The organism is Maribellus luteus (assembly GCF_003576475.1).
In the GTDB taxonomy this organism is placed as follows: domain Bacteria; phylum Bacteroidota; class Bacteroidia; order Bacteroidales; family Prolixibacteraceae; genus Draconibacterium; species Draconibacterium luteum.
Genome location: NZ_QWGR01000003.1, coordinates 426,381 through 446,301, shown reverse-complemented (window position 1 = coordinate 446,301; position 19,921 = coordinate 426,381). Strand labels below are relative to the sequence as shown.

Below are 19,921 nucleotides of genomic sequence, written 5' to 3'. Positions count from 1 at the left end.
GAAAACTTTTTTGCGTACTTTTAGGCAAGGTAAATTCTATACATGCCACAGCTTTTTGCACAAGTTATATTGCCTCTTTCTTTGCACGATGCCTACACGTATCGCATCCCGCCGTCGATGGAGCAGGATGTGGCGCCGGGCAAGCGTGTGATCGTACAATTCGGGCAACGGAAATTTTATGCTGCTTTGGTTAGCTCGGTTTCTACGGAAAAACCGGAGGACATTGAGGTAAAGGAAATTCAGCAGGTGCTCGACGAGCATCCGGTGGTGTTGCCAAAAAACTTTGAAATGTGGCACTGGATCGCCAAATACTATTGCTGCACCTTGGGCGATGTATTTCGCGCAGCGTTGCCTACGGGTCTGAAGCTGGAAAGCAAATCCAAAATATTTCTTACCGGGTCGGAAGAAGAATTTCTGTTGACAGATGTTGAGCAAGGTCTGATGCTGGAAATTGAGAAAGGCACCAATGTTCTGGCAGAACTGGAGCGCAAATTAAAGGACCGGTTTTCTTATCCGGCGTTAAAGGCCCTGATGCAGAAAGAGCTCGTTTATGTAGAGGAAAAGGTGCACGAAAAGTACCGCCCCAAAACAGAGGCGTTTGTAAAGCTGCATCCCGATATTACTTCAGAAGAGGTGTTGAATAAGAAGGCAGGAGAAATAAAACGCGCCAAAAAACAGGAGGCCTTGTTGTGGCATTTTTGTTCAGCCATCAACGCTTTTGAGAAGGGTGCACTTTCTGAAATTGCGAGAAAAGACCTGTTTGAAGGGACAAATTTCACCACGTCAATTTTAAAGGGCTTGGTCGACAAGGAGGTACTGATCCAGTATCAGAAACAGGTTTCCCGCATTGAAGGAGAAAAAACCGGGCAGGTGAGTATGAACCTGCTGAACAAGTACCAGGCAAAAGCGCTGGAAGAGATCCGGGAATCGTACGAATCGAAGCAGGTAACACTTATTCATGGGATTACTGCCAGCGGAAAAACCGAGATTTATATTCATCTGATTGATGAGGCGATAAAAACCGGAAAACAGGCTTTGTACCTGGTTCCCGAAATTGCGCTGACCACTCAGATCGTTCAGCGTTTAAAGAATGTTTTTGGTCACAAAGTGGGGATCTACCATTCGCGGCTGAATAGTTCGGAGCGGGTGGAAATCTGGGAAAAGACACTTCTGTTTCAGGGAAAACCAGGTGAGGGCTACCAGGTGATACTGGGTGCACGTTCAGCTGTTTTTCTGCCGTTCTGCAATTTGGGATTGATAGTGGTGGATGAAGAGCATGAAAATTCATTCAAACAATTTGATCCGGCGCCGCGCTACAATGCACGCGACATGGCCGTCGTTCTTGGATTTCAGCACCATGCAAAAGTGTTGCTCGGGTCAGCAACGCCATCTTACGAATCATATCACAATGCCTTAACAGGAAAATACGGTCTGGTAAATCTTACCCGGCGCCACTCCGAAATGGAGCTCCCCGAGATTTTGGTAGCCGATGTTAAACGGGCCTACAAGCGAAAGGAGATGCATTCGATTCTTTCCCCGCAGCTATACAACCTGGTAGAAGATGCGCTGGAAAAGAAAGAGCAGGTCATTCTTTTCCAAAACCGGCGGGGGTATTCGCCTTTTGTGGAATGCTTTACCTGCGGGCACATTCCGAAGTGTACCCGGTGCGATGTAAGTCTTACCTATCATAAATACAAAAAGCGGCTTAGCTGCCATTATTGCGGCTATTCGTATCTCTTGCCCGACCGTTGCGACGAGTGTGGATCTCCCGAGCTCAAAACGCGCGGTTTCGGAACCGAGAAAATTGAAGACGAAATCAAGCAGTTGTTTCGCAATGCCCGAATCGACCGGATGGACCTGGATTCAACCAAAACAAAAAATGCCTTTGAGAAGATTGTGCGAAACCTGGAGGACGGGAAAACCGATATTTTGATCGGAACTCAAATGGTAACCAAAGGTCTTGATTTTGAACATGTGAGCGTAGTTGGGATTCTGAATGCAGATAACCTGATCAACTTTCCCGATTTCAGAGCACACGAGCGGGCTTACCAGCTTATTTCGCAGGTTGCCGGGCGGGCCGGTCGGAAACACCGTCGCGGAACCGTAGTGATCCAGACTTCGCAACCCGATCATCCGCTTATTCAACTCATTCAGGAGCAGGATTACCAAAAAGTGCTGAAGCAGCAGTTCGAAGAGCGGCAGCTCTTTAAGTATCCGCCGTTTTTCCGGCTGGTGAAAATTGTGGTGAAACACAAAAACATCGATACTGTAGACAGAGCCGCGCAGGAACTGGCCAACGGTCTTCGAAAAAACAAGGAGCTGGTGATTCTTGGGCCTGAGTTCCCGTTGATCAGCCGAATTCAGTTGTGGCACCACAAAGAAATATGGATCAAAATTGACCGGAGGCTTCACCTGGACCAGGTAAAAGAGGGAATTATGGCGGCTGTAAAAAAGGTGAGATCAATGCCTTCGCTTAGCAATTGTATTTTTAATATCGATGCCGACCCGATGTAAATCCGGATTGTTGATTCACGGTTGACTTTTTATGGCATCTGACATTTTTCCTGCATCGTTTTTTTTATAGATTTGTAGCGTTTAAGACCTTTTTGTGAATAGTAAAGAAGTAAATCAAATCTTTGAGCAGTTTGCCCAAATGCGAGTAATCGTAATTGGAGATGCTATGCTTGATACGTATCTCTGGGGAAAAGTAGAGCGTTTGTCGCCGGAAGCACCGGTGCCGATTGTGTCGGTTACCAAGCGGGAAAACCGTTTGGGCGGGGCTGCCAACGTATCCCGAAACCTGCAGGCCCTAGGAGCAACTCCGGTGTTGTTCTCGGTGGTTGGAGAAGACGATAACGGAAAGGAATTCTTAAGCCTGCTGGAAAAGCGGGAGCTTACCCGGAAGGGAATCTTTGTTGATCCCAGCCGGAATACAACGGTTAAAAACCGAATCATTAGTGGAGGAAAGCAGATTGTTCGGGTAGATGAAGAATCAACCAGTTCTATTTCTGTTGCGATGGAGAAAATTTTGGTAAATGCAATCTTGAAGGAGCTGGATGAAAATCCGGTGAATGTGATTGTTTTTGTGGACTACGACAAGGGAGTTGTAACACCGTCGTTGTTCAATGCAATTAATAAGGTGGCTCTTGAACGAAAAATTCCGACGGCTGTTGACCCTAAGAAACGGAATTTCAGGAATTACCGGGATGTGACACTTTTCAAACCCAACTTTAAAGAGTTTGTGGAAGGCACAGGGTTGCAGATTGCCAAAGATGATTTGGAGGCACTAAAAGCTTGCGCTGACAGATTCAAGAAAGAGCAAAACCTGAAGCTGATTTTTATTACACTTTCTGAGTTGGGTGTTTTTATCAGTAACGGGGTAAAAGAGCAATATTACCCGGTGGTAATTCGCGATATTGCTGATGTTTCAGGAGCCGGAGATACCGTTATCAGCGTGGCAAGCCTGGCAATGGCGGCCGGTCTGCCTCCCAAAATCATGGCGCTGATGTCGAACCTGGCAGGCGGCCTTGTTTGCGAAAAACTGGGCGTTGTGCCGGTTGATGCAGAGCAGTTGCGAAAAGAAATGAAATCCAAGAAATTTTAATACACGATTTTAGTCCCCAATCGTTAATAGCCTAGTGATAACACGTTGATAAAAAATGTGAGCAGGTTAGGGGTAAATTGTTACCTTTGAAATCACTCTAAAAAAAGAAAAAGACGCGTAAATGGGAAAAATAATTTCATTGGCAAACCAAAAAGGAGGGGTAGGAAAAACTACCACAACGATCAATCTGGCGGCTAGTTTGGCAGTGTTGGAGCAGAAGGTTTTGGTGATTGATGCCGATCCGCAGGCGAATGCAACCTCGGGATTGGGTTTGGACGTGAACAATGTACAGTCGAGCATTTACGAATGTATCGTAGATGAAATTGAAGCTTCCAAAGTAATTCTGAAAACTCAGATTGAAAACCTGGATATTATTCCTTCGCACATTGATTTGGTTGGAGCTGAAATTGAGATGTTGAATTTGCCCAACCGGGAAAAGGTGTTGAAAAATGCCATTGAGCAGTTAAAAGAGGACTATGATTTTATTTTTATCGACTGTTCTCCGTCTTTGGGATTGATTACCGTAAACGCGCTTACCGCGTCCGATTCTGTGATTATCCCGGTTCAGTGTGAGTATTTCGCTTTGGAAGGTTTGGGAAAACTGCTGAATACCATTAAAATTATTCAGAGCCGTTTAAATCCGGAATTGTCGATCGAAGGCTTTTTGCTGACGATGTACGACGGGCGCCTGAATCTTTCGAACCAGGTGTACGAAGAAGTAAAGCATCACTTCCAGGAAATGGTATTTGAAACCGTTATTCAGCGAAATGTAAAGCTGAGTGAAGCGCCGAGTTACGGAAAGCCCGTAGTATTGTACGATGCCAGTTCGCGCGGAGCAATCAACCATATGAACCTGGCCCGTGAAATACTTCAGCGAAACGAGATGACCCAAATGTCAAAAGAAAAGAATGTTGTTATAAATTAGAATATTGTTATGATGGTTAAAAGGAACGCACTGGGAAGAGGGCTTGGAGCACTGATCGACGATGCTGAGAAAATTCAGAAAGGTGCCGGTATCAGTGAAATTGATTTAAGTAAAATTGAAGCAAATCCTTTTCAGCCGCGTACCAAATTCGATGAGGATGCACTTCAGGAACTGGCTACTTCCATCAAGGAAATTGGCTTGGTGCAGCCGATCACTTTACGGAAAATTGCAGAAGACAAATACCAGATCATTGCCGGAGAGCGCCGTTTTAGGGCCTCGCAACTGGCCGGCATGACAAGTATCCCGGCTTACGTTCGAAAAGCCAAAGACGATGGCATGCTCGAAATGGCCCTGGTTGAAAATATCCAGCGCGAAGACCTGGATGCGATCGAGATTGGTCTTAGCTACCAGCGCTTGATGGAAGAACTGGGATACACGCAGGAAGAGCTTAGCTCGAGAGTGGGTAAAAAACGTTCTACGATTGCCAACTACATGCGTTTGCTGAAACTTCCGGCTGTGATTCAAAAAGGCCTGATCGACAAGGAAATTTCGATGGGACACGCCCGCGCCATTATCAACATTGAAGATGCCGATACTCAGATCATGATTTTTGAACAGATTGTGAAGCATGGTTTTTCGGTGCGCAAAGTCGAAGAAATCGTTCGCGACCTGAACAATGGCGGAGAAAAGGACGCGGCGAAAGTGGTGAAAGAGAAGTTTCCCAAAGCGTTCGAAACGGTTAAACATCAGCTTACAAGTATTTTCAATTCCCGTGTCGGGTTTTCGATGGACGAGAAGGGAAAAGGGAAAATTACGATTCCTTTTAAGTCGGAAAAAGACCTGGAGAGAATTGTTAAAATAATTGAAAATCAAAAATAAAGCAAAACGAGTCTTCCATAACCTGTCGTATTTTCTATTTTTGCGCAAAATTAATCGAGTGAACGCAGGTAGTCTGATTTCAAAAATAGTAGTTGTTGTAACCCTGGTTTTCCTTGGTTTTGGTGCTGCTGCCCAAAAACTTGAGGTCGACTCTACCCGTGTTATGCACATCGATGAAGAGAAAGCCGAGGTAAAACACTCGCCAACCAAAGCAACGATTTACTCTGCCATACTTCCTGGTTTGGGGCAGGCTTACAATAAAAAATACTGGAAAATTCCGCTTGTGTATGCCGGCTTGGGTACGATCGGTTATTTTGTTCACTGGAATAACGACAACTACAAGGTAATGAAACTGGCTTACCGCGATTTTACCGACACCGATCCGAATACAAATTCGTACCTCGATTTAAACGGTGCACAGTATTACGATCTGGAAAACAGTGAAACGGATAAGGCTAACTTTAAAACCAACCTAACGCGGCAGCAGGATTATTACCGGCGAAACCGCGATCTTCTTATCATTAGTTTTGTTGGCTTTTACGGACTGAATATTATCGATGCCAGTGTAGATGCTCACTTTTTTGATTTCGATATAAGTGAAGACCTGACCATGAACTGGCAGCCTACCATGAGTTCTTTTAACAATGTGCCTCTCTACGGCGTAAACCTATCATTTACATTCTAGCATGTTCCGATACATTATTACCAGCGCAATCATTATCCTGTATTTTTCTGTTGGTGCATTCGCGCAGGAACCCGACTCGCTGATCGTTGATTTTGACCTGGCGGCTGATACAACGCTGGTTGATTCGATGGCTTCCGACTCGATGCTAAAGGAAGAGATGAAGCTGGAGGACGATTTAAATGAGATTTTCTCCGAGCGTATGGACAGCCTGTTAAATTCGGCTGAGTTCAGAATGCGTTTTCATTTTGACAGTACGGAAGTACACTTTACGGATCAGTTTCCGACCAATATTCCCGATTCAGTATACATTCGCCGCCTGCAGGATGTGGAAATGGCCATTGATCTTTCCTATAACGATGTGGTGAAAAAGTACATCCAGATGTACACCGAACGAAAGCGGGGCCTGGTGGAAGTCATGCTGGGCCTTTCTGCCTATTATTTCCCGATGTTTGAAGAGACGCTCGATAAATACGATATGCCGCTGGAGCTAAAATACCTGGCTATTATTGAGTCGGCGCTGAATCCAACAGCACGGTCGCGTGCAGGGGCTGTTGGTTTGTGGCAGTTTATGTACGGAACCGCCAAAAGTATGAAACTGGAGGTTACGTCGTTTGTGGACGAGCGAAGCGACCCGGTGAAAGCAACAGATGCAGCAGCACGCTATCTGAAACGCTTGTACGACATTTATGGCGACTGGTACCTGGCCATTGCAGCGTACAACTGTGGCCCGGGAAACGTAAACAAGGCAATTCGCCGCTCGGGCGGGAAAACAGATTACTGGGAGATTTATTACCGGCTTCCGCGCGAAACGCGAGGTTATGTACCGGCTTTTATTGCAGCCACTTATGCGTTTGAATATTACAAGGAACATAACCTGATTCCGCAATATCCCAACTTTTCGCTTTCGGTGGATACCGTAATGGTGAACGATTACCTCCATTTTGACCAGGTAGTGGCTTCGCTTGAAATGGATAAAGAAGAGTTGGCGGCTTTGAACCCGATGTACCGTCGCAATGTAATCCCTGCCAAAGAAGATAAACCGTACCCGCTTATTCTTCCCAACAATAAACTGATGGCGTTTATCGATAAAGATACCGCTGTTTTTGCCTACAATCGTGAAAAGTATTTTCCGAACAATACTTTGGTAAATCCTACCACCAGCAGTGGCAGTCATTTTACCCCGGTTGATATAAAAGGGAAAGACAAAGTGGTTTATACTGTTAAGTCGGGAGACAATGTGGGGTATATTTCATCGTGGTTTAAAGTGCGATCGTCTGATCTGCGGTATTGGAACAACATTCACCGCGATATGATTCGCGTGGGGCAAAAACTGGCTGTTTATGTTCCGCAGGGGCAAAAGGAAAAATACGACAAAATAAATACCATGTCGTTCGCCGAAAAACAGCAGTCTGTTGGGAAAAGTGTGCAGGTAGCCGAGAAAAAAACGGAGACTCCGCTTGATCCGGGTTATGTTTACCACACAGTCAGAAACGGGGATACGCTTTGGGAGATTGCGCAGAAATATGCCGGTATCAGTGCCGACGACATCATGCAGCTAAACAAGCTTTCCAACGATCGTGGGCTGTATGTTGGGCAAAAACTGAAGATCAAACGTAAGAGCTAAGCTCAAGTCAGGCTTCGTTTGGGAATGATTAATATGTACAATAAACATTCCGGGGCGATTGTATTTTATCCTTTTTTCATTTTAGATTTGGTTTTGACATCAACCCGCTTTTTGTGTTGTTTATTTCAAGCATAATTTCCTTTCGTTAAAATTATTTTATGAGAATTAGCTTTCTCAGTCACCTGTTTTCCTCCCGGAAATGATGACTTCCGGTAAACCTTAATTGTTCAAGTGTCATCTTTTATCTGTATTGGAAATCAGTTGATTGCACTTATGGTTAAATTGCGATAATTGATGTGATTTTCGATATCGATAGTTCCTCTCTATAAATATCCTCTATTCCGAATAGAAATTATCTGTTTGATTGGTACCAAACGGCTTTCTATGTTTGTGCCCGAATTAAAGAAAAAACAAACAACACTAAAAAGAATAATTATGTCACAGATTGGAAAACAAGTAGTAGATTTTAAAGTACAGGCTTTCGAAAACGGAAACTTCAAAGAAGTAAAAAAAGAGGATGTTTTGGGTAAATGGTCTGTTTTCTTCTTTTATCCGGCCGACTTTACTTTTGTCTGCCCTACTGAATTGGAAGACCTGGCTAATTTGTACGAGGAATTCAAAGCAAGAAATTGCGAAATCTATTCGGTTTCAACCGATACACACTTTGTTCACAAAGCATGGCACGATACTTCCAACACCATCAAGAAGATCAAATACCCGATGTTGGCCGACCCAACAGGTGTTTTGTCAAGAGGTTTTGATGTGATGATCGAAGAAGCCGGTTTGGCAGAACGCGGAACATTCATCGTAAATCCTGAGGGAGAAATTGCAGCTTACGAAGTAGTAGCCGGAAACATTGGCCGTAATGCAGAAGAATTGCTGCGCCGCCTGAAAGCACTACAGTTTGTTGCCGAAAATCCGTCGGAAGTTTGTCCTGCTAAATGGAACGAAGGAAGCGAAACTCTGAAACCAAGCATCGACCTGGTTGGAGTGATTTAATGACAAGATTTTAATTTATCATAGGGGAGGGCAGCTCAATGTGTTCCTCCCCTTTTTTTAAAACGCCATGTTAGAACAAGCCTTAAAAGACCAGGTAAAAGGGATTTTTTCCGGTCTGAAAAACAATTATACATTTAATATTGAAGCAGCTCCCGCTCATCCGGCGCGCACCGAAATGGTGGAACTTTTAACGGACGTTGCTTCGTGTTCAGAAAAACTCAATGTTCAGATTTCAGAAAGCGAAGGACTCTCATTTTCCATCCTTCAAAACGGCGGGAAGGTAAATTCGATTGTATTCCGGGCAGTACCGAACGGACACGAGTTTACAACTTTGCTGCTGGCTGTTTTAAACATGGATGGCATTGGTAAAAACCTGCCGGATGCGACGATGATCAACCGTATAAAAGCCTTGAAAAATCCGGTGACGGTAAAAAGTTACATTTCGCTTACCTGCACCAATTGTCCCGAAGTAGCGCAGGCACTCAATGTCCTTTCGATTTTTAATCCGATCATTTCGCACGAGATCATCGATGGCGGAATCAACAAAGAGGAAGTTGAAAAGCTGGGGATTCAGGCGGTGCCCACGGTTATGTCCGAAGGCAAAGCGTTGCACGTAGGTCGTTCGTCGCTGGGAGAATTGCTAGGGAAAATAGAAGCATTAAGCGGAACAGAACCGGTTGCGGAATCAATTGTTGAAAAAAGTTATGACGTCATCGTTGCCGGCGGTGGTCCTGCAGGTGTTTCAGCAGCTATTTATTCAGCTCGAAAAGGTTTTTCGGTAGCCATTGTGGCCGAAAAAGTAGGAGGACAGGTTACCGAAACGGTTGCCATCGAAAACATGATTTCGGTACCCAAAACAACGGGTGCCCAATTAACAGCCAACCTGAAGCAACATTTGGGAGATTATCCGATTGATGTTCTGGAAAACCGTTTGATCAAAGAAACCAAGGTGGTTGACGGGATAAAAGTGGTGAAAACCTCGTTGGGAGAAACGTTGAGTGCTCCGGCACTGATTATTGCCACCGGTGCCAGCTGGAGGAAACTGAGTGTGCCCGGCGAAAGTCAGTACATTGGCTCGGGAGTGGCTTTCTGTACGCATTGCGACGGTCCGTTTTACAAGGGTAAAAAAGTAGCTGTGATTGGCGGTGGTAATTCCGGTCTGGAAGCTGCCATTGACCTTGCTGCGATCGCTACAGAAGTGACGGTGCTTGAGTTTATGGATGAACTGAAAGGCGACAAAGTGCTTCAGGATAAACTGGCAGAACTGCCCAATGTGAAAGTGATTACTTCGGCTCAAACCACCGAGGTAATTGGTGACGGAACAAAGGTAACGGGGCTTGATTTCAAAAACAGAAAAACAGAAGAGACAGAAAGATTAACGGTTGACGGTGTTTTTGTTCAGATCGGATTGCTGGCCAACAGCGGTGTTTTTGCCGATGTGGTAGACCGCAACAGGGCAGGTGAAATCGTGATCGATGCACATTGCCGCACTACACAGCCCGGAGTTTACGCTGCCGGCGATGTAACAGAAGTACCGTTTAAACAGATTATAATTGCGATGGGTGAAGGCTCGAAAGCCGCACTCTCAGCTTTTGAAGACAAAATAAAAGGACAACTTCTTGGAGTGGTCCTTGAGGAGGCAGAGTTGAATTCCTGATTCTCTCTGCAGAGAGCGAAGGGTGAAGGTGTTTTGCGTACAGCAAACACCTTTTTTTGTGTTGTGCCGCCGGTACTTTATCTGTTTCGTTTTTCCCGGAAGGAAACTTGAGCTGAAATTTACTGAATATTCAGCTTTTTATGCAAAGCCGAAATTTCTGCTTCGAGCCGGGTGCGTGCTTTGATGGCTTTTGAAAGGGCAAGTGCATCGCGAACCGCTTCCTTGTCGTATTTCTCCAGGATAATGTAGTAGTATTCGTTTCCCAGGAAAACAGCTTTCAGGTTGCGGTCAACATGCTGGGCGATAAATTCGATCACGCCGTTGTCTTTACCGTTGCGGTAAGAAACTTTTTCCCACTTGGCTTCCATAAAATCGCTGCGGTGGTTATCGGGGCTGCCTATCGGGATGGTATCTGTTTTGGCGTCTTCACCACTGTCGTAAACCCTTATTCCTGTATGGTCGAGCCAGTTTTCGCCGTGGTAGTTGCTGCTCAGGTATAAATCGCCCCGTTCGTCGAGGTGAACCTGGATGTATGAACGATCCCAGGCACGCTGGAACGTCTGGCGTTTGTGAATGTATTGGGTGTAGCGGTCAAACTCCGTTTTCTCTGTTACAAAATTCTTTTCCAGTTCGGTAATGCGCACTTTAATGGTATCCAGTTCCGACTCTTTTCTTTGCAGTACTTCAAAACGAACCTCGTTTGCCAGGTTTTTCGCGGCATTGATCGAATACATGGCCTTGGGATACAAACCCGGGATACTGTCCATGGTTTGCAAAGCTTTTGCCGTATCCTGCTGAACCAACAGATTTTTAGCCTGTTCCATTTTTACGCGGGCCAGGTCTTCCTCCGACGGGCCACATGCCGAAACAAAAAATAACAATGCAACGATGATGTATTGAAATACCTGTCTCATACTTACCATTTTTGGCAAATGTAGTATTTTAGCCGCAGTTCGACGAATGATAAAACATTTTTAAGCATACCGGAAGATGAATACCAACGCAGTAGATTTTTTCAAAAATAACCCTGTTGGTAGTGATGGTTCTGATAGAAAACTGATCATTGCTGCATGGCAGTTAAAAAACCCCGACAACATGGGAAAGATAATCAGGCTGGCGCACAACGTGGGGGCCGAAAGGGTATTGTTTATCCAGGGGAACGAGCAGCAGCGTGAATCAAAAATTCGCAGAACAGCCGGTTTTTCCTACGATCAAATGCCCTGGCAGATTATTTCCGAAGAAGAATTTACGACAGAATACCTCAAGAATTATTCGCTGACGGTTTTGGAAACCTGCGAGGGGGCTTCCAATATTTTTACGCAACAAATTCCGGGGAAAACCATTTTACTGGGCGGAAGTGAGTCGCACGGAATTCCCGCACACATCATCGAAAAAAGCGAATGCAAAGTATTTATCCCCATGCATGGCGGCTGTAAATCGATGAATATTTCGAATGCGCTGTCGGTAGCGGCTTTTGAATGGCTTCGACAACAGCACTATAAATAAGCGGATTTAGCATTTACTTTACAATATCCATTTTGGGGCAATGTATTCCCTGATATTATAGATTTTTTCTAATTTTAGCAAAAATCAACGCGCCATGATCACTTTAACTCAGTTGGAATATATAGTTGCAGTAGATACCTACCGGCATTTTGGCAAAGCAGCCGAAGCCTGTTTTATTACGCAGCCAACCCTTTCCATGCAAATTAAAAAGCTCGAAGAAGATATGGAGATCATCATCTTCGACCGAAGTAAGCAACCGTTGATTCCTACAGATGTAGGAGTCAGGATTATTGAACAGGCCCGCGTAGTGCTGAAACAGGCCGACGAAATCAACAACATTGTAAAAGACCATAAAAACCAGGTTTCGGGAATGTTGCGGATCGGTATTATTCCTACACTGGCACCTTATCTTTTGCCTATTTTTATCGGTGCTTACAAGAAAAAATACCCGAATATTTTTATTAAAGTGGTAGAAGCAACCACCGAAAACATCATACAACTCATCAACAAAGACTTAATTGATGTCGGTATTTTGGTTACTCCTTTAAAGGAAGAGAAGATTATTGAAAAACCGGTTTTCTACGAAGAAATGCTGATTTATGCGAATGCCAACCATAAGTTGCATACGCAAAAAGAGATAACCGTAAAAGATATTGCGACGCCCGAGATTTGGCTGCTGAGCGATGGACATTGTTTCCGCGACCAGGTGGTGAATCTTTGCTCGTATCTGGGCACAACCGACAGCCAGTTGCCATTCCATTTTGAGGCTGGATCGCTCGAAACGCTGATGAACATTGTTGACAGGGAAGGAGGGCTTACCTTGATTCCGGAACTGGCAAAAGCAACCATGTCGCAAAAACGGGCTTACAATGTAATGAGCTTTACCAACATGAAACCGCTGCGGGAAGTTAGCCTGGTTTATTCGCGCCATTTTGCCAAGCATAAGTTGATCAACCTGTTGCTGAACGAAATGCGCGAGGTGGTACCTAAAGAGCTGCAAGACCCGTCGCGCGGAACAATTGTGGAATGGAAATAAACAACTTTTGAGAGGCCACCGGATGAAAAGATGTTCAGGGCCAATTTAAAAGTAGAGGGATAAGATTTTTATTAAAAAGCGCAAAAGGTATTGGAAAATAAAATTTTTGTTTACCTTTGCGCCGCTAAATGCGGATGTGGCGGAATTGGTAGACGCGCTAGACTTAGGATCTAGTACCTACGGTGTGGGGGTTCGAGTCCCTTCATCCGCACAAGCTTACCGCCGACCTTCCTGTTTAGGTAAGAGTTGGCGGTTTTAGTTTATAGGAAAGCAATTAATTTAAGTAAGAACAAATGAATATTACCAGGGAAAACATCGACAATGTAAATGCAGTGATCAACATTGCCATTGATAAGGCTGATTACGAAAAGCAAGTGGCGGATGTTTTGAAAGACTATCGTCAAAAAGCTTCCATCCCGGGATTCAGACCAGGAAAAGCACCTAAAGGGCTTATCCAGAAAAGATTTGGTACAGCTGTTTTGGTAGAAGAAGTAAACAAATTGCTTTCTCATAATTTGTCGAAATTCCTGGTGGATGAAAAACTTCCAATCCTGGGAGAACCGCTTCCGAACGAAGAAAAACAGGCTCCTATCAATTGGGAAACGGACGAGAATTTCACTTTTACTTTCGATGTTGCTTTGGCTCCCGAAGTAAATGTTTCGTTAGACAAAGACAACAAACTGAAGTATTATAAGATTGCTGTTTCGGATGAAATGGTTCAGCAACAGGAAGAAATGGCTGCCAATCAGTTGGGCGAAAACGTTCCGGCAGAAGAAGCAAGCGAAACCAGTTCTGTTCGCGGAAACTTTGTTCAGATCGACGCTGAAGGAAGCGACGTGGAAGGTGGCATTGCACCGGAAGGCGTGATCCTGGCGGTGGATAGAATCAAAGACGAAGAGATCAAAAAATCGTTTGTTGGTTGCAAGAAAGACGACATTATTATTTTCGATCCGGTAAAAGCTTTCGACAACCGTCACGAAGTAGGTCACATGCTTAACATCAAGCATGAAGAGGCTGACGAGCTGAACAGCGAATTCAAATTCACAGTAACTGAAGTGCTTCAGTTTCAGAAAGCAGAACTGAACGAAGAGCTTTTCAAAAAGCTTTACGGTGAAGAAACTGAGGTAAAAACGATCGAAGATTTCAGAGCAAGAATCAAAGAAGAGATCGCCAGAAGTTTGGTAAGTTCTTCAGAATATAAATTTGCGATAGATACCCGCGACAGTTTGGTAGAACAGGCTAACCTTGAGTTGCCTGAAGCTTTCCTGAAACGCTGGTTGAAAGAAGTGAACAAAGAATTGACAGAAGAGCAGATTGATCAGGATTTCGACGGTTTTATGAAAGACCTGCAATGGCAGCTGATCAAAGATTCAATTGCCAAAGAAGCTGAAGTAAAAGTAACACCGGAAGAAGCCGAAGATTTTGCGAAAAACATTGCATTGGCGCAGTACCAGCAATACGGTATCTACGATGTTCCGGAAGAACAACTGGAGTCGTTTGCTAAAATGATGCTTGAAAAACCGGAAGAGAACGAGCGCATTTACAAAAAGCTTCACGAAGACAAAGTAATCGCAATCGTAAAAGAAAAGGTTACTGTTGTAGAGGAAGAAATCTCTCAGGAAGAGTTTACAAAAATGATGCAATAGGCGAATACAGCCTGTTTCACATCGAGGAAATATAGCTCCTGCGAAAAGGTAAGAGCAAAGAACTTTTTTATAACTTTGTGAATCGTTTAAAATAACTGATTTGCAAAGTTTTTTTATTAAGTGAATTATACAATGGAAAACCACAACGAATTTAAAAAATATGCAACCGGTCATGCAGGAATAAGCAGCATGACTTTGCACCGGTATACTTCGATGTACGGAGCCTATATCTCTCCAACCATTATTGAAGAACGTCAGTTGAACGTAGCTTCTATGGATGTGTTTTCGCGTTTGATGATGGATCGTATTATCTTTTTGGGTGTTCCGATCGACGATACAGTAGCTAACATTATCCAGGCACAGTTGCTGTTCCTCGAATCAACCGACCCCAGCAAGGATATTCAGATCTACTTTAATTCGCCCGGAGGTTCGGTATATGCCGGTTTGGGTATTTACGATACCATGCAATACATTACAGCCAATGTGGCCACCATTTGTACCGGTATGGCAGCCTCGATGGCAGCAGTGCTAATGACCGCCGGAGCCAAAGGAAAGCGCTCGGCACTGAAACATTCGCGGATCATGATCCACCAGCCGATGGGAGGTGCCCAGGGGCAGGCTTCGGATATTGAGATTACCGCCCGCGAAATCAAAAAGATCAAGAATGAACTGTACTCTATTATTGCAGAACATTCGGGACAAACTTTTGAACAAATTGAAAAAGATTCGGATCGTGATTACTGGATGACTGCCGAAGAGGCCGTTGAATACGGTATGATCGACGAAATTTTGGTACGTAACAGGAAATAATGTCAAATAGTAAAAATATGGACAAGTGCTCGTTTTGCGGACGGGAGAAGAATGAGGTGAATTTACTCATTGCTGGGATCGACGGGCATATTTGTGACCGGTGTGCTGATCAGGCGCACTCCATTATTCTGGAAGAACTCAAAAGCAACGACAGCTTCGACCTGGATGGGATTCAGCTGATGAAGCCAAAGGAAATCAAGGAATTTCTGGATCAGTATGTGATTGGACAGGACCGCGCCAAGAAAATTCTTTCAGTTTCGGTGTACAACCACTACAAACGGTTGACACAGCACGTTAGTGACGACGATACAGAGATTGAAAAATCCAACATCATTTTGGTTGGTGAAACCGGTACCGGGAAAACCCTGCTGGCGCGAACCATTGCCCGGATGTTGCATGTTCCCTTCACCATTGTTGATGCCACGGTTTTAACCGAAGCCGGTTACGTGGGCGAAGACATAGAAAGTTTGCTAACCCGTTTGCTGCAAGCGGCGGATTACAATGTGGAAGCGGCCGAGCGCGGAATTGTATTTGTAGATGAAATCGATAAAATCGCCCGTAAATCAGATAATCCTTCGATCACGCGTGATGTGTCAGGCGAAGGTGTTCAGCAAGGTTTGCTGAAGCTGTTGGAAGGTTCGATCGTAAACGTTCCGCCACAGGGAGGAAGGAAACATCCGGAGCAGAAACTGATTCCGGTGGATACCAAAAACATCCTCTTTATTTGCGGTGGCGCTTTCGACGGGATTGAGCGCAAAATCGCAAACCGTTTGAATACAAAAGTGATTGGATATAGTGCTGCCAAGGAAACCGACCGCATCGAACGTGAAAACCTGTTGCAGTATGTTTCGCCGCAGGACTTGAAATCGTTTGGTATGATTCCTGAGATTATCGGCCGTTTGCCGGTGTTGGCTTACCTCGATCCGCTGGATAAAGAGACACTAAGGAACATCCTTACCGAGCCCAAAAATTCGATCATTAAGCAGTACAAAAAGTTGTTTGAGATCGACGGTATTAAAATTGAATTTGAGCCGGATGCCCTGGATTACATCGTAGAAAAGGCCATCGAGTTTAAATTGGGTGCCCGCGGACTTCGTTCCATTTGCGAGAACATCATGAACGATGCGATGTTCGACATGCCTTCGGAAGAAGTGGAGCACTTCGTGATCACAAAAGAATATGCAGCAGATAAGCTGGATAAATCGAGTTTACAGCGATTAAAAGCTAGTTAATATACGCAGCCCTGGCACTTCTGTCAGGGCTTTTTGTTTTTAAAGGATGCAAATCACAGCCATCATTCTTACCGGGGGAAAAAGCAGCCGTATGGGAGCCGACAAAGCACTGCTTGAGTTAGACGGCAAAACACTTTTGTCCCGTGCTGTTGATTTGTGCTCGAAGCTCTGTGATGAAATCCTGATCAGTTCTGATGCGGAAAAGCACCGGGTTGGATCGCATCGACTGGTCGCTGACGAGGTAAAAGATTGTGGCCCCATGGGAGGCATTTATTCCTGCCTAAAAGAATCGGGCAATGAATGGAATTTTGTGTTAAGTGTGGACGCTCCTTTTGTTGCTGCTGATTTTATCGAATTTCTAAAACAAGAAACCAGTGATTTTGATGCCGTTGTTCCTCTCCACGATGGGAAGAAAGAACCTTTGATTGCCTTTTACCGCAAGAGTATTCTTCCGCAAATCGAGGCCAAAATCGGAGAGGGTAATTACAAATTGCATTTTCTGCTACAGGAAATCAACACCCATTTTGTTGAATCGGACAAATGGGTAAAAAAATATCCTGAGTTGTTCCGAAACCTGAATTACCCGGAGGATTTGAACTCAGGAAAATAATCCAAAGTTTATTTCCATTCCGGAAGGATGCACTGCTGAGTCCTGGTTTTGAGAAGTTCTTCGAAATGATTCAGGCTTTGTTGCATTACTTCCGAGTTTTCGTCGTGGCAGGTAAGGCAGGCTCCCACGGTAAGGATGCGCTGCTGTTGTTGCTCGTCAAAGGGGAAAAGATCGGAGCGGGTGGCCACTTTTTCAGTACGGGTTTTCAGAAAATCGATCCAGGCATCGGCCGGTAGTCCGTCGTGCGGATCGGCTGCATATTGCGAACTGAATTCCCAGGTTCCTTTTCCGTTTGCAATAACATAGTTAAGCTCGCCTTCTCCGTAGCCCAGCGCCACCGGGTTGTTGTGGCAACTTACGCAACTTCTTCCCTTGGCGGAGGTGGTGTGCGGCGAAGTGGGGGCATACAACCGATGAAAAATTTCGGGATCGTTTTCGTTGCCGGTGTACGATTTCATGTCAATGGTCATAATCATTCCCGGAATAACCGGAACGACTTCTGTTTTATCTTTTGATTTCCGAATGCCCAGTGTTGGCGGTTTAGCCTCGTACTGCCCGATGTATTCCACCCACGTACCTTTCTGTTCGCGGTTTTCAATCATGTTGTATCCGCGCTCATTGGCATCGTAAGCATTGTGGCAGCCAATACAGGTAGGTGCCCACGAGGTGTGGCAGCTGGAGCAGGAGAGGCTGGAATGTGCCTCGTTTCGCGAACAAACGGCTGCCGGTGCCCGCATGGTCATTTTTTTACCACTGTTTTTGGTGATGAAATACACCGAGTCGTTTTCGACATAAGTGTTGATCAAGGCGCGTTTGTGTTTTTCGGTCAGCAATAGTTTTTTGCCTGCAATATTGCCAAAACGAAGCGCCGCAATAATGGCCGATTCATTGTCAAGGTCTTCAGCTGCAATGGTTCGGGGTTCGCCGTCGATGTGGCAATCCGAGCACTGAACATCCTGCTGGTTTTCCTGGTGCGCGTAATGATTGCCATCGCCCATCAGCTCGTATGAATGATGACAGTCGATGCATTCCAGTCCGAGTTTGTGGTGTACATCTTCCTGCTTTTTCACAAACACCCGTTCACCTTCAATAAGCCGGTAATGGGCCGAGTCGGGCATTTCTTTTTTTGTCAGTGTTGTTTCGTGCCAGCCTTCGTAGTTGGTCGAAATCCGGCCCGAACGGCTGTGGCAGCCAAAGCAGTGGTTGTTTGTAACTTTCAGACTTACTTCGGGATGTGCCCGCATAATTTCTCCTTTGTTTTCCGCCAGTTCTTTTTCGGCCTCCGGACTGTAGTTTAAATGACAGGTCAGGCATCCTCCGCCACGGCTGAACTCGTTTACAGGGCCCGGTTCGGTTTTGGGGTTTCCCAGGTGGCAGCGAACACACAAATTCTGAAGATGTTCGTCGGCAGCTGAATTCCCCAACTGGGTGACATGTGCACGCTCATCGGGAGTATCCTGTTCATTAAAAACAAAACGATTTACGCTGATCATACCGCTTAAAGTGGCCATTAGTCCGGTAGGAACGCGCTCCGTAATTTGCGGATGACACTGTGTGGTGCCACACGATTGCTGGGCGTTTGCCAGGTTCCCTGGAATAAGGATCATGTTGCGGTGTGACTGTTCTTTTGCGGTGGCAAAAGGATTGCCCGAATGACAGGAAATACAGCCGACTGCTTCGGCCCGGTGTGAATCTGTAAAACCGTGTGTCCCGGTGTGGCAGGCCAGGCAACTTTCTTTTCTTCCCTGAATAACCGGAGATGCAAGCGCTTCATTCAGTTCAAATTCGGGCGAAAAATTAACGGCGGGTGTCCGGAAGTTATGAAGGACTTCAGATTTATATTCCTGGCTCCACGGTGTTGTCCATTTCCAGTTTTGCCCCCTGAAAAACAGCCCGACAATGGTGAGCACAGAATACAAACCCACAAAAATGAGCAGCGAGCGTTTGCTGAGGAACATGGTTTTGCCTTTTGCGGAATTGGCAAGGTAAACCAGTATAAGAACCGCCAAAAACATAAACAGCGACCACTCGGGATGCTTGAGCCAATGCAGTATTTCCTGGAATCCGACAAAATACCAGGGGCCTTTTACCGCGGGATTCAGGTTGTCGTGCAGGGGGGCACTCAGAAAGTAACTGAAAATAAGAAGCCCTGCTGAAGATGCCACGAAATCGAGTGCCGGAGGCCAGAATTTCCGGCCGTGTTCTACCATGGCAATGGCAATGAAAACCGTGAAAGTGGCAATGTGGTGTACATAAATCAGCTGGTAGCTTTCGGGGGCACCTAAAAGCGAAAAGGCCAGCGATTGCCCTATTAGTGGAAGGCGTTCGGTGAGCGTTTGCAATATTTGCCGGGCCTGCTGACTGTCGGCGTCTCCTTTCAGAAGAAAACCAGTGATCATGGCCAGGAAAATGATCAGGACCGCCAGGCTCAAACGAAAAGAAAGGCCTTTTTTAAGTCCGATCTTTCCCTTGTAGTGGTAATGTTCGTAAAGATGTATAAGGCTGAAAATAAGGAAAAACTGGGAGCTCCAGTAATGATAATTGCGGATAAACGAAGCCCACGGATTTACGACCATCATGTTGCTGATGCTCAGATACGGATCTTTTACATCAAAAGGAATGGCCAACGCAACACCCGAAAGAACCACCAGCCAAAACATGGCCAGCGACAAGGTTCCAAAGGTTGTTTTGTTTTTCTTCTTGCTCAT

The 19,921-nt window shown here is 45.2% G+C and carries 16 protein-coding genes and 1 tRNA gene; 15 read left to right on the top strand and 2 right to left on the bottom strand.

Annotated elements, in window-relative coordinates:
• Positions 1-42: 42 nt before the first annotated feature.
• The 8 genes from priA to ahpF all read left to right on the top strand — a co-directional run bounded on the left by priA (position 43) and on the right by ahpF (position 10,373).
• On the top strand, positions 43-2,514 hold the full coding sequence (priA, locus tag D1614_RS07445; RefSeq protein WP_119437257.1) for a replication restart helicase PriA: 2,472 nt from the start codon (positions 43-45) through the stop codon (positions 2,512-2,514).
• Between the two features lie 139 nt (positions 2,515-2,653).
• Positions 2,654-3,604, top strand: a complete 951-nt coding sequence (locus tag D1614_RS07440; protein ID WP_119437439.1) for a bifunctional heptose 7-phosphate kinase/heptose 1-phosphate adenyltransferase — start codon at positions 2,654-2,656, stop codon at positions 3,602-3,604.
• A 121-nt stretch (positions 3,605-3,725) separates the two neighbouring features.
• A complete protein-coding gene (locus D1614_RS07435; RefSeq protein WP_119437256.1) occupies positions 3,726-4,529 on the top strand; it encodes a ParA family protein in 804 nt (267 codons plus the stop codon).
• 9 nt (positions 4,530-4,538) lie between these two features.
• Positions 4,539-5,408 (top strand): ParB/RepB/Spo0J family partition protein, encoded by an 870-nt coding sequence (locus D1614_RS07430; protein WP_119437255.1) that lies wholly within the window; start codon positions 4,539-4,541, stop codon positions 5,406-5,408.
• A 58-nt stretch (positions 5,409-5,466) separates the two neighbouring features.
• Positions 5,467-6,093: a DUF5683 domain-containing protein gene (locus D1614_RS07425; RefSeq protein ID WP_119437254.1), complete on the top strand. Its 627-nt coding sequence runs from the start codon at positions 5,467-5,469 to the stop codon at positions 6,091-6,093.
• Between the two features lies 1 nt (position 6,094).
• Positions 6,095-7,717, top strand: a complete 1,623-nt coding sequence (locus D1614_RS07420; protein WP_119437253.1) for a lytic transglycosylase domain-containing protein — start codon at positions 6,095-6,097, stop codon at positions 7,715-7,717.
• Positions 7,718-8,152: 435 nt separating this feature from the next.
• On the top strand, positions 8,153-8,716 hold the full coding sequence (ahpC, locus tag D1614_RS07415) for an alkyl hydroperoxide reductase subunit C (RefSeq protein WP_119437438.1): 564 nt from the start codon (positions 8,153-8,155) through the stop codon (positions 8,714-8,716).
• A gap of 67 nt (positions 8,717-8,783) precedes the next feature.
• Positions 8,784-10,373, top strand: coding sequence for an alkyl hydroperoxide reductase subunit F (ahpF, locus tag D1614_RS07410; RefSeq protein WP_119437252.1), 1,590 nt, complete (start codon positions 8,784-8,786; stop codon positions 10,371-10,373).
• A 119-nt stretch (positions 10,374-10,492) separates the two neighbouring features.
• Here ahpF and D1614_RS07405 read toward each other — a convergent pair whose 3' ends face one another.
• On the bottom strand, positions 10,493-11,287 hold the full coding sequence (locus D1614_RS07405; protein ID WP_119437251.1) for a hypothetical protein: 795 nt from the start codon (positions 11,285-11,287) through the stop codon (positions 10,493-10,495).
• Between the two features lie 76 nt (positions 11,288-11,363).
• Here D1614_RS07405 and D1614_RS07400 point away from each other — a divergent pair, with 76 nt between their 5' ends.
• The 7 genes from D1614_RS07400 (at position 11,364) to D1614_RS07370 (ending at position 17,213) form a co-directional block, all read left to right on the top strand.
• On the top strand, positions 11,364-11,879 hold the full coding sequence (locus D1614_RS07400) for a TrmH family RNA methyltransferase (protein ID WP_119437250.1): 516 nt from the start codon (positions 11,364-11,366) through the stop codon (positions 11,877-11,879).
• A 94-nt stretch (positions 11,880-11,973) separates the two neighbouring features.
• On the top strand, positions 11,974-12,915 hold the full coding sequence (locus D1614_RS07395; protein ID WP_119437249.1) for a LysR substrate-binding domain-containing protein: 942 nt from the start codon (positions 11,974-11,976) through the stop codon (positions 12,913-12,915).
• A 130-nt stretch (positions 12,916-13,045) separates the two neighbouring features.
• Positions 13,046-13,126, top strand: a tRNA-Leu gene (locus D1614_RS07390).
• An 82-nt stretch (positions 13,127-13,208) separates the two neighbouring features.
• Complete coding sequence (tig, locus tag D1614_RS07385; protein ID WP_119437248.1) at positions 13,209-14,561, top strand: trigger factor; 1,353 nt, start codon at positions 13,209-13,211, stop codon at positions 14,559-14,561.
• A 132-nt stretch (positions 14,562-14,693) separates the two neighbouring features.
• Complete coding sequence (gene clpP, locus D1614_RS07380; RefSeq protein ID WP_119437247.1) at positions 14,694-15,371, top strand: ATP-dependent Clp endopeptidase proteolytic subunit ClpP; 678 nt, start codon at positions 14,694-14,696, stop codon at positions 15,369-15,371.
• Between the two features lie 17 nt (positions 15,372-15,388).
• Positions 15,389-16,603, top strand: a complete 1,215-nt coding sequence (gene clpX, locus D1614_RS07375) for an ATP-dependent Clp protease ATP-binding subunit ClpX (RefSeq protein ID WP_119437437.1) — start codon at positions 15,389-15,391, stop codon at positions 16,601-16,603.
• A gap of 46 nt (positions 16,604-16,649) precedes the next feature.
• A complete protein-coding gene (locus D1614_RS07370; protein WP_119437246.1) occupies positions 16,650-17,213 on the top strand; it encodes a molybdenum cofactor guanylyltransferase in 564 nt (187 codons plus the stop codon).
• A gap of 8 nt (positions 17,214-17,221) precedes the next feature.
• Here D1614_RS07370 and D1614_RS07365 read toward each other — a convergent pair whose 3' ends face one another.
• Entirely contained in the window at positions 17,222-19,921 is a 2,700-nt protein-coding gene (locus tag D1614_RS07365; protein WP_119437245.1) for a cytochrome b family protein, read from the bottom strand.

Bases quoted from the DNA above. Each gene is read 5' to 3' on its own strand.
- D1614_RS07370 (WP_119437246.1), top strand. From the start codon at position 16,650: ATGCAAATCACAGCCATCATTCTTACCGGGGGAAAAAGCAGCCGTATG.
- clpP (WP_119437247.1), top strand. From the start codon at position 14,694: ATGGAAAACCACAACGAATTTAAAAAATATGCAACCGGTCATGCAGGA.
- D1614_RS07420 (WP_119437253.1), top strand. From the start codon at position 6,095: ATGTTCCGATACATTATTACCAGCGCAATCATTATCCTGTATTTTTCT.
- D1614_RS07405 (WP_119437251.1), bottom strand. From the start codon at position 11,287: ATGAGACAGGTATTTCAATACATCATCGTTGCATTGTTATTTTTTGTT.
- D1614_RS07365 (WP_119437245.1), bottom strand. From the start codon at position 19,921: ATGAGCAAGAAGAAAAACAAAACAACCTTTGGAACCTTGTCGCTGGCC.
- D1614_RS07395 (WP_119437249.1), top strand. From the start codon at position 11,974: ATGATCACTTTAACTCAGTTGGAATATATAGTTGCAGTAGATACCTAC.
- D1614_RS07430 (WP_119437255.1), top strand. From the start codon at position 4,539: ATGATGGTTAAAAGGAACGCACTGGGAAGAGGGCTTGGAGCACTGATC.
- tig (WP_119437248.1), top strand. From the start codon at position 13,209: ATGAATATTACCAGGGAAAACATCGACAATGTAAATGCAGTGATCAAC.
- ahpC (WP_119437438.1), top strand. From the start codon at position 8,153: ATGTCACAGATTGGAAAACAAGTAGTAGATTTTAAAGTACAGGCTTTC.
- D1614_RS07440 (WP_119437439.1), top strand. From the start codon at position 2,654: ATGCGAGTAATCGTAATTGGAGATGCTATGCTTGATACGTATCTCTGG.
- ahpF (WP_119437252.1), top strand. From the start codon at position 8,784: ATGTTAGAACAAGCCTTAAAAGACCAGGTAAAAGGGATTTTTTCCGGT.
- priA (WP_119437257.1), top strand. From the start codon at position 43: ATGCCACAGCTTTTTGCACAAGTTATATTGCCTCTTTCTTTGCACGAT.
- D1614_RS07400 (WP_119437250.1), top strand. From the start codon at position 11,364: ATGAATACCAACGCAGTAGATTTTTTCAAAAATAACCCTGTTGGTAGT.
- clpX (WP_119437437.1), top strand. From the start codon at position 15,389: ATGGACAAGTGCTCGTTTTGCGGACGGGAGAAGAATGAGGTGAATTTA.
- D1614_RS07435 (WP_119437256.1), top strand. From the start codon at position 3,726: ATGGGAAAAATAATTTCATTGGCAAACCAAAAAGGAGGGGTAGGAAAA.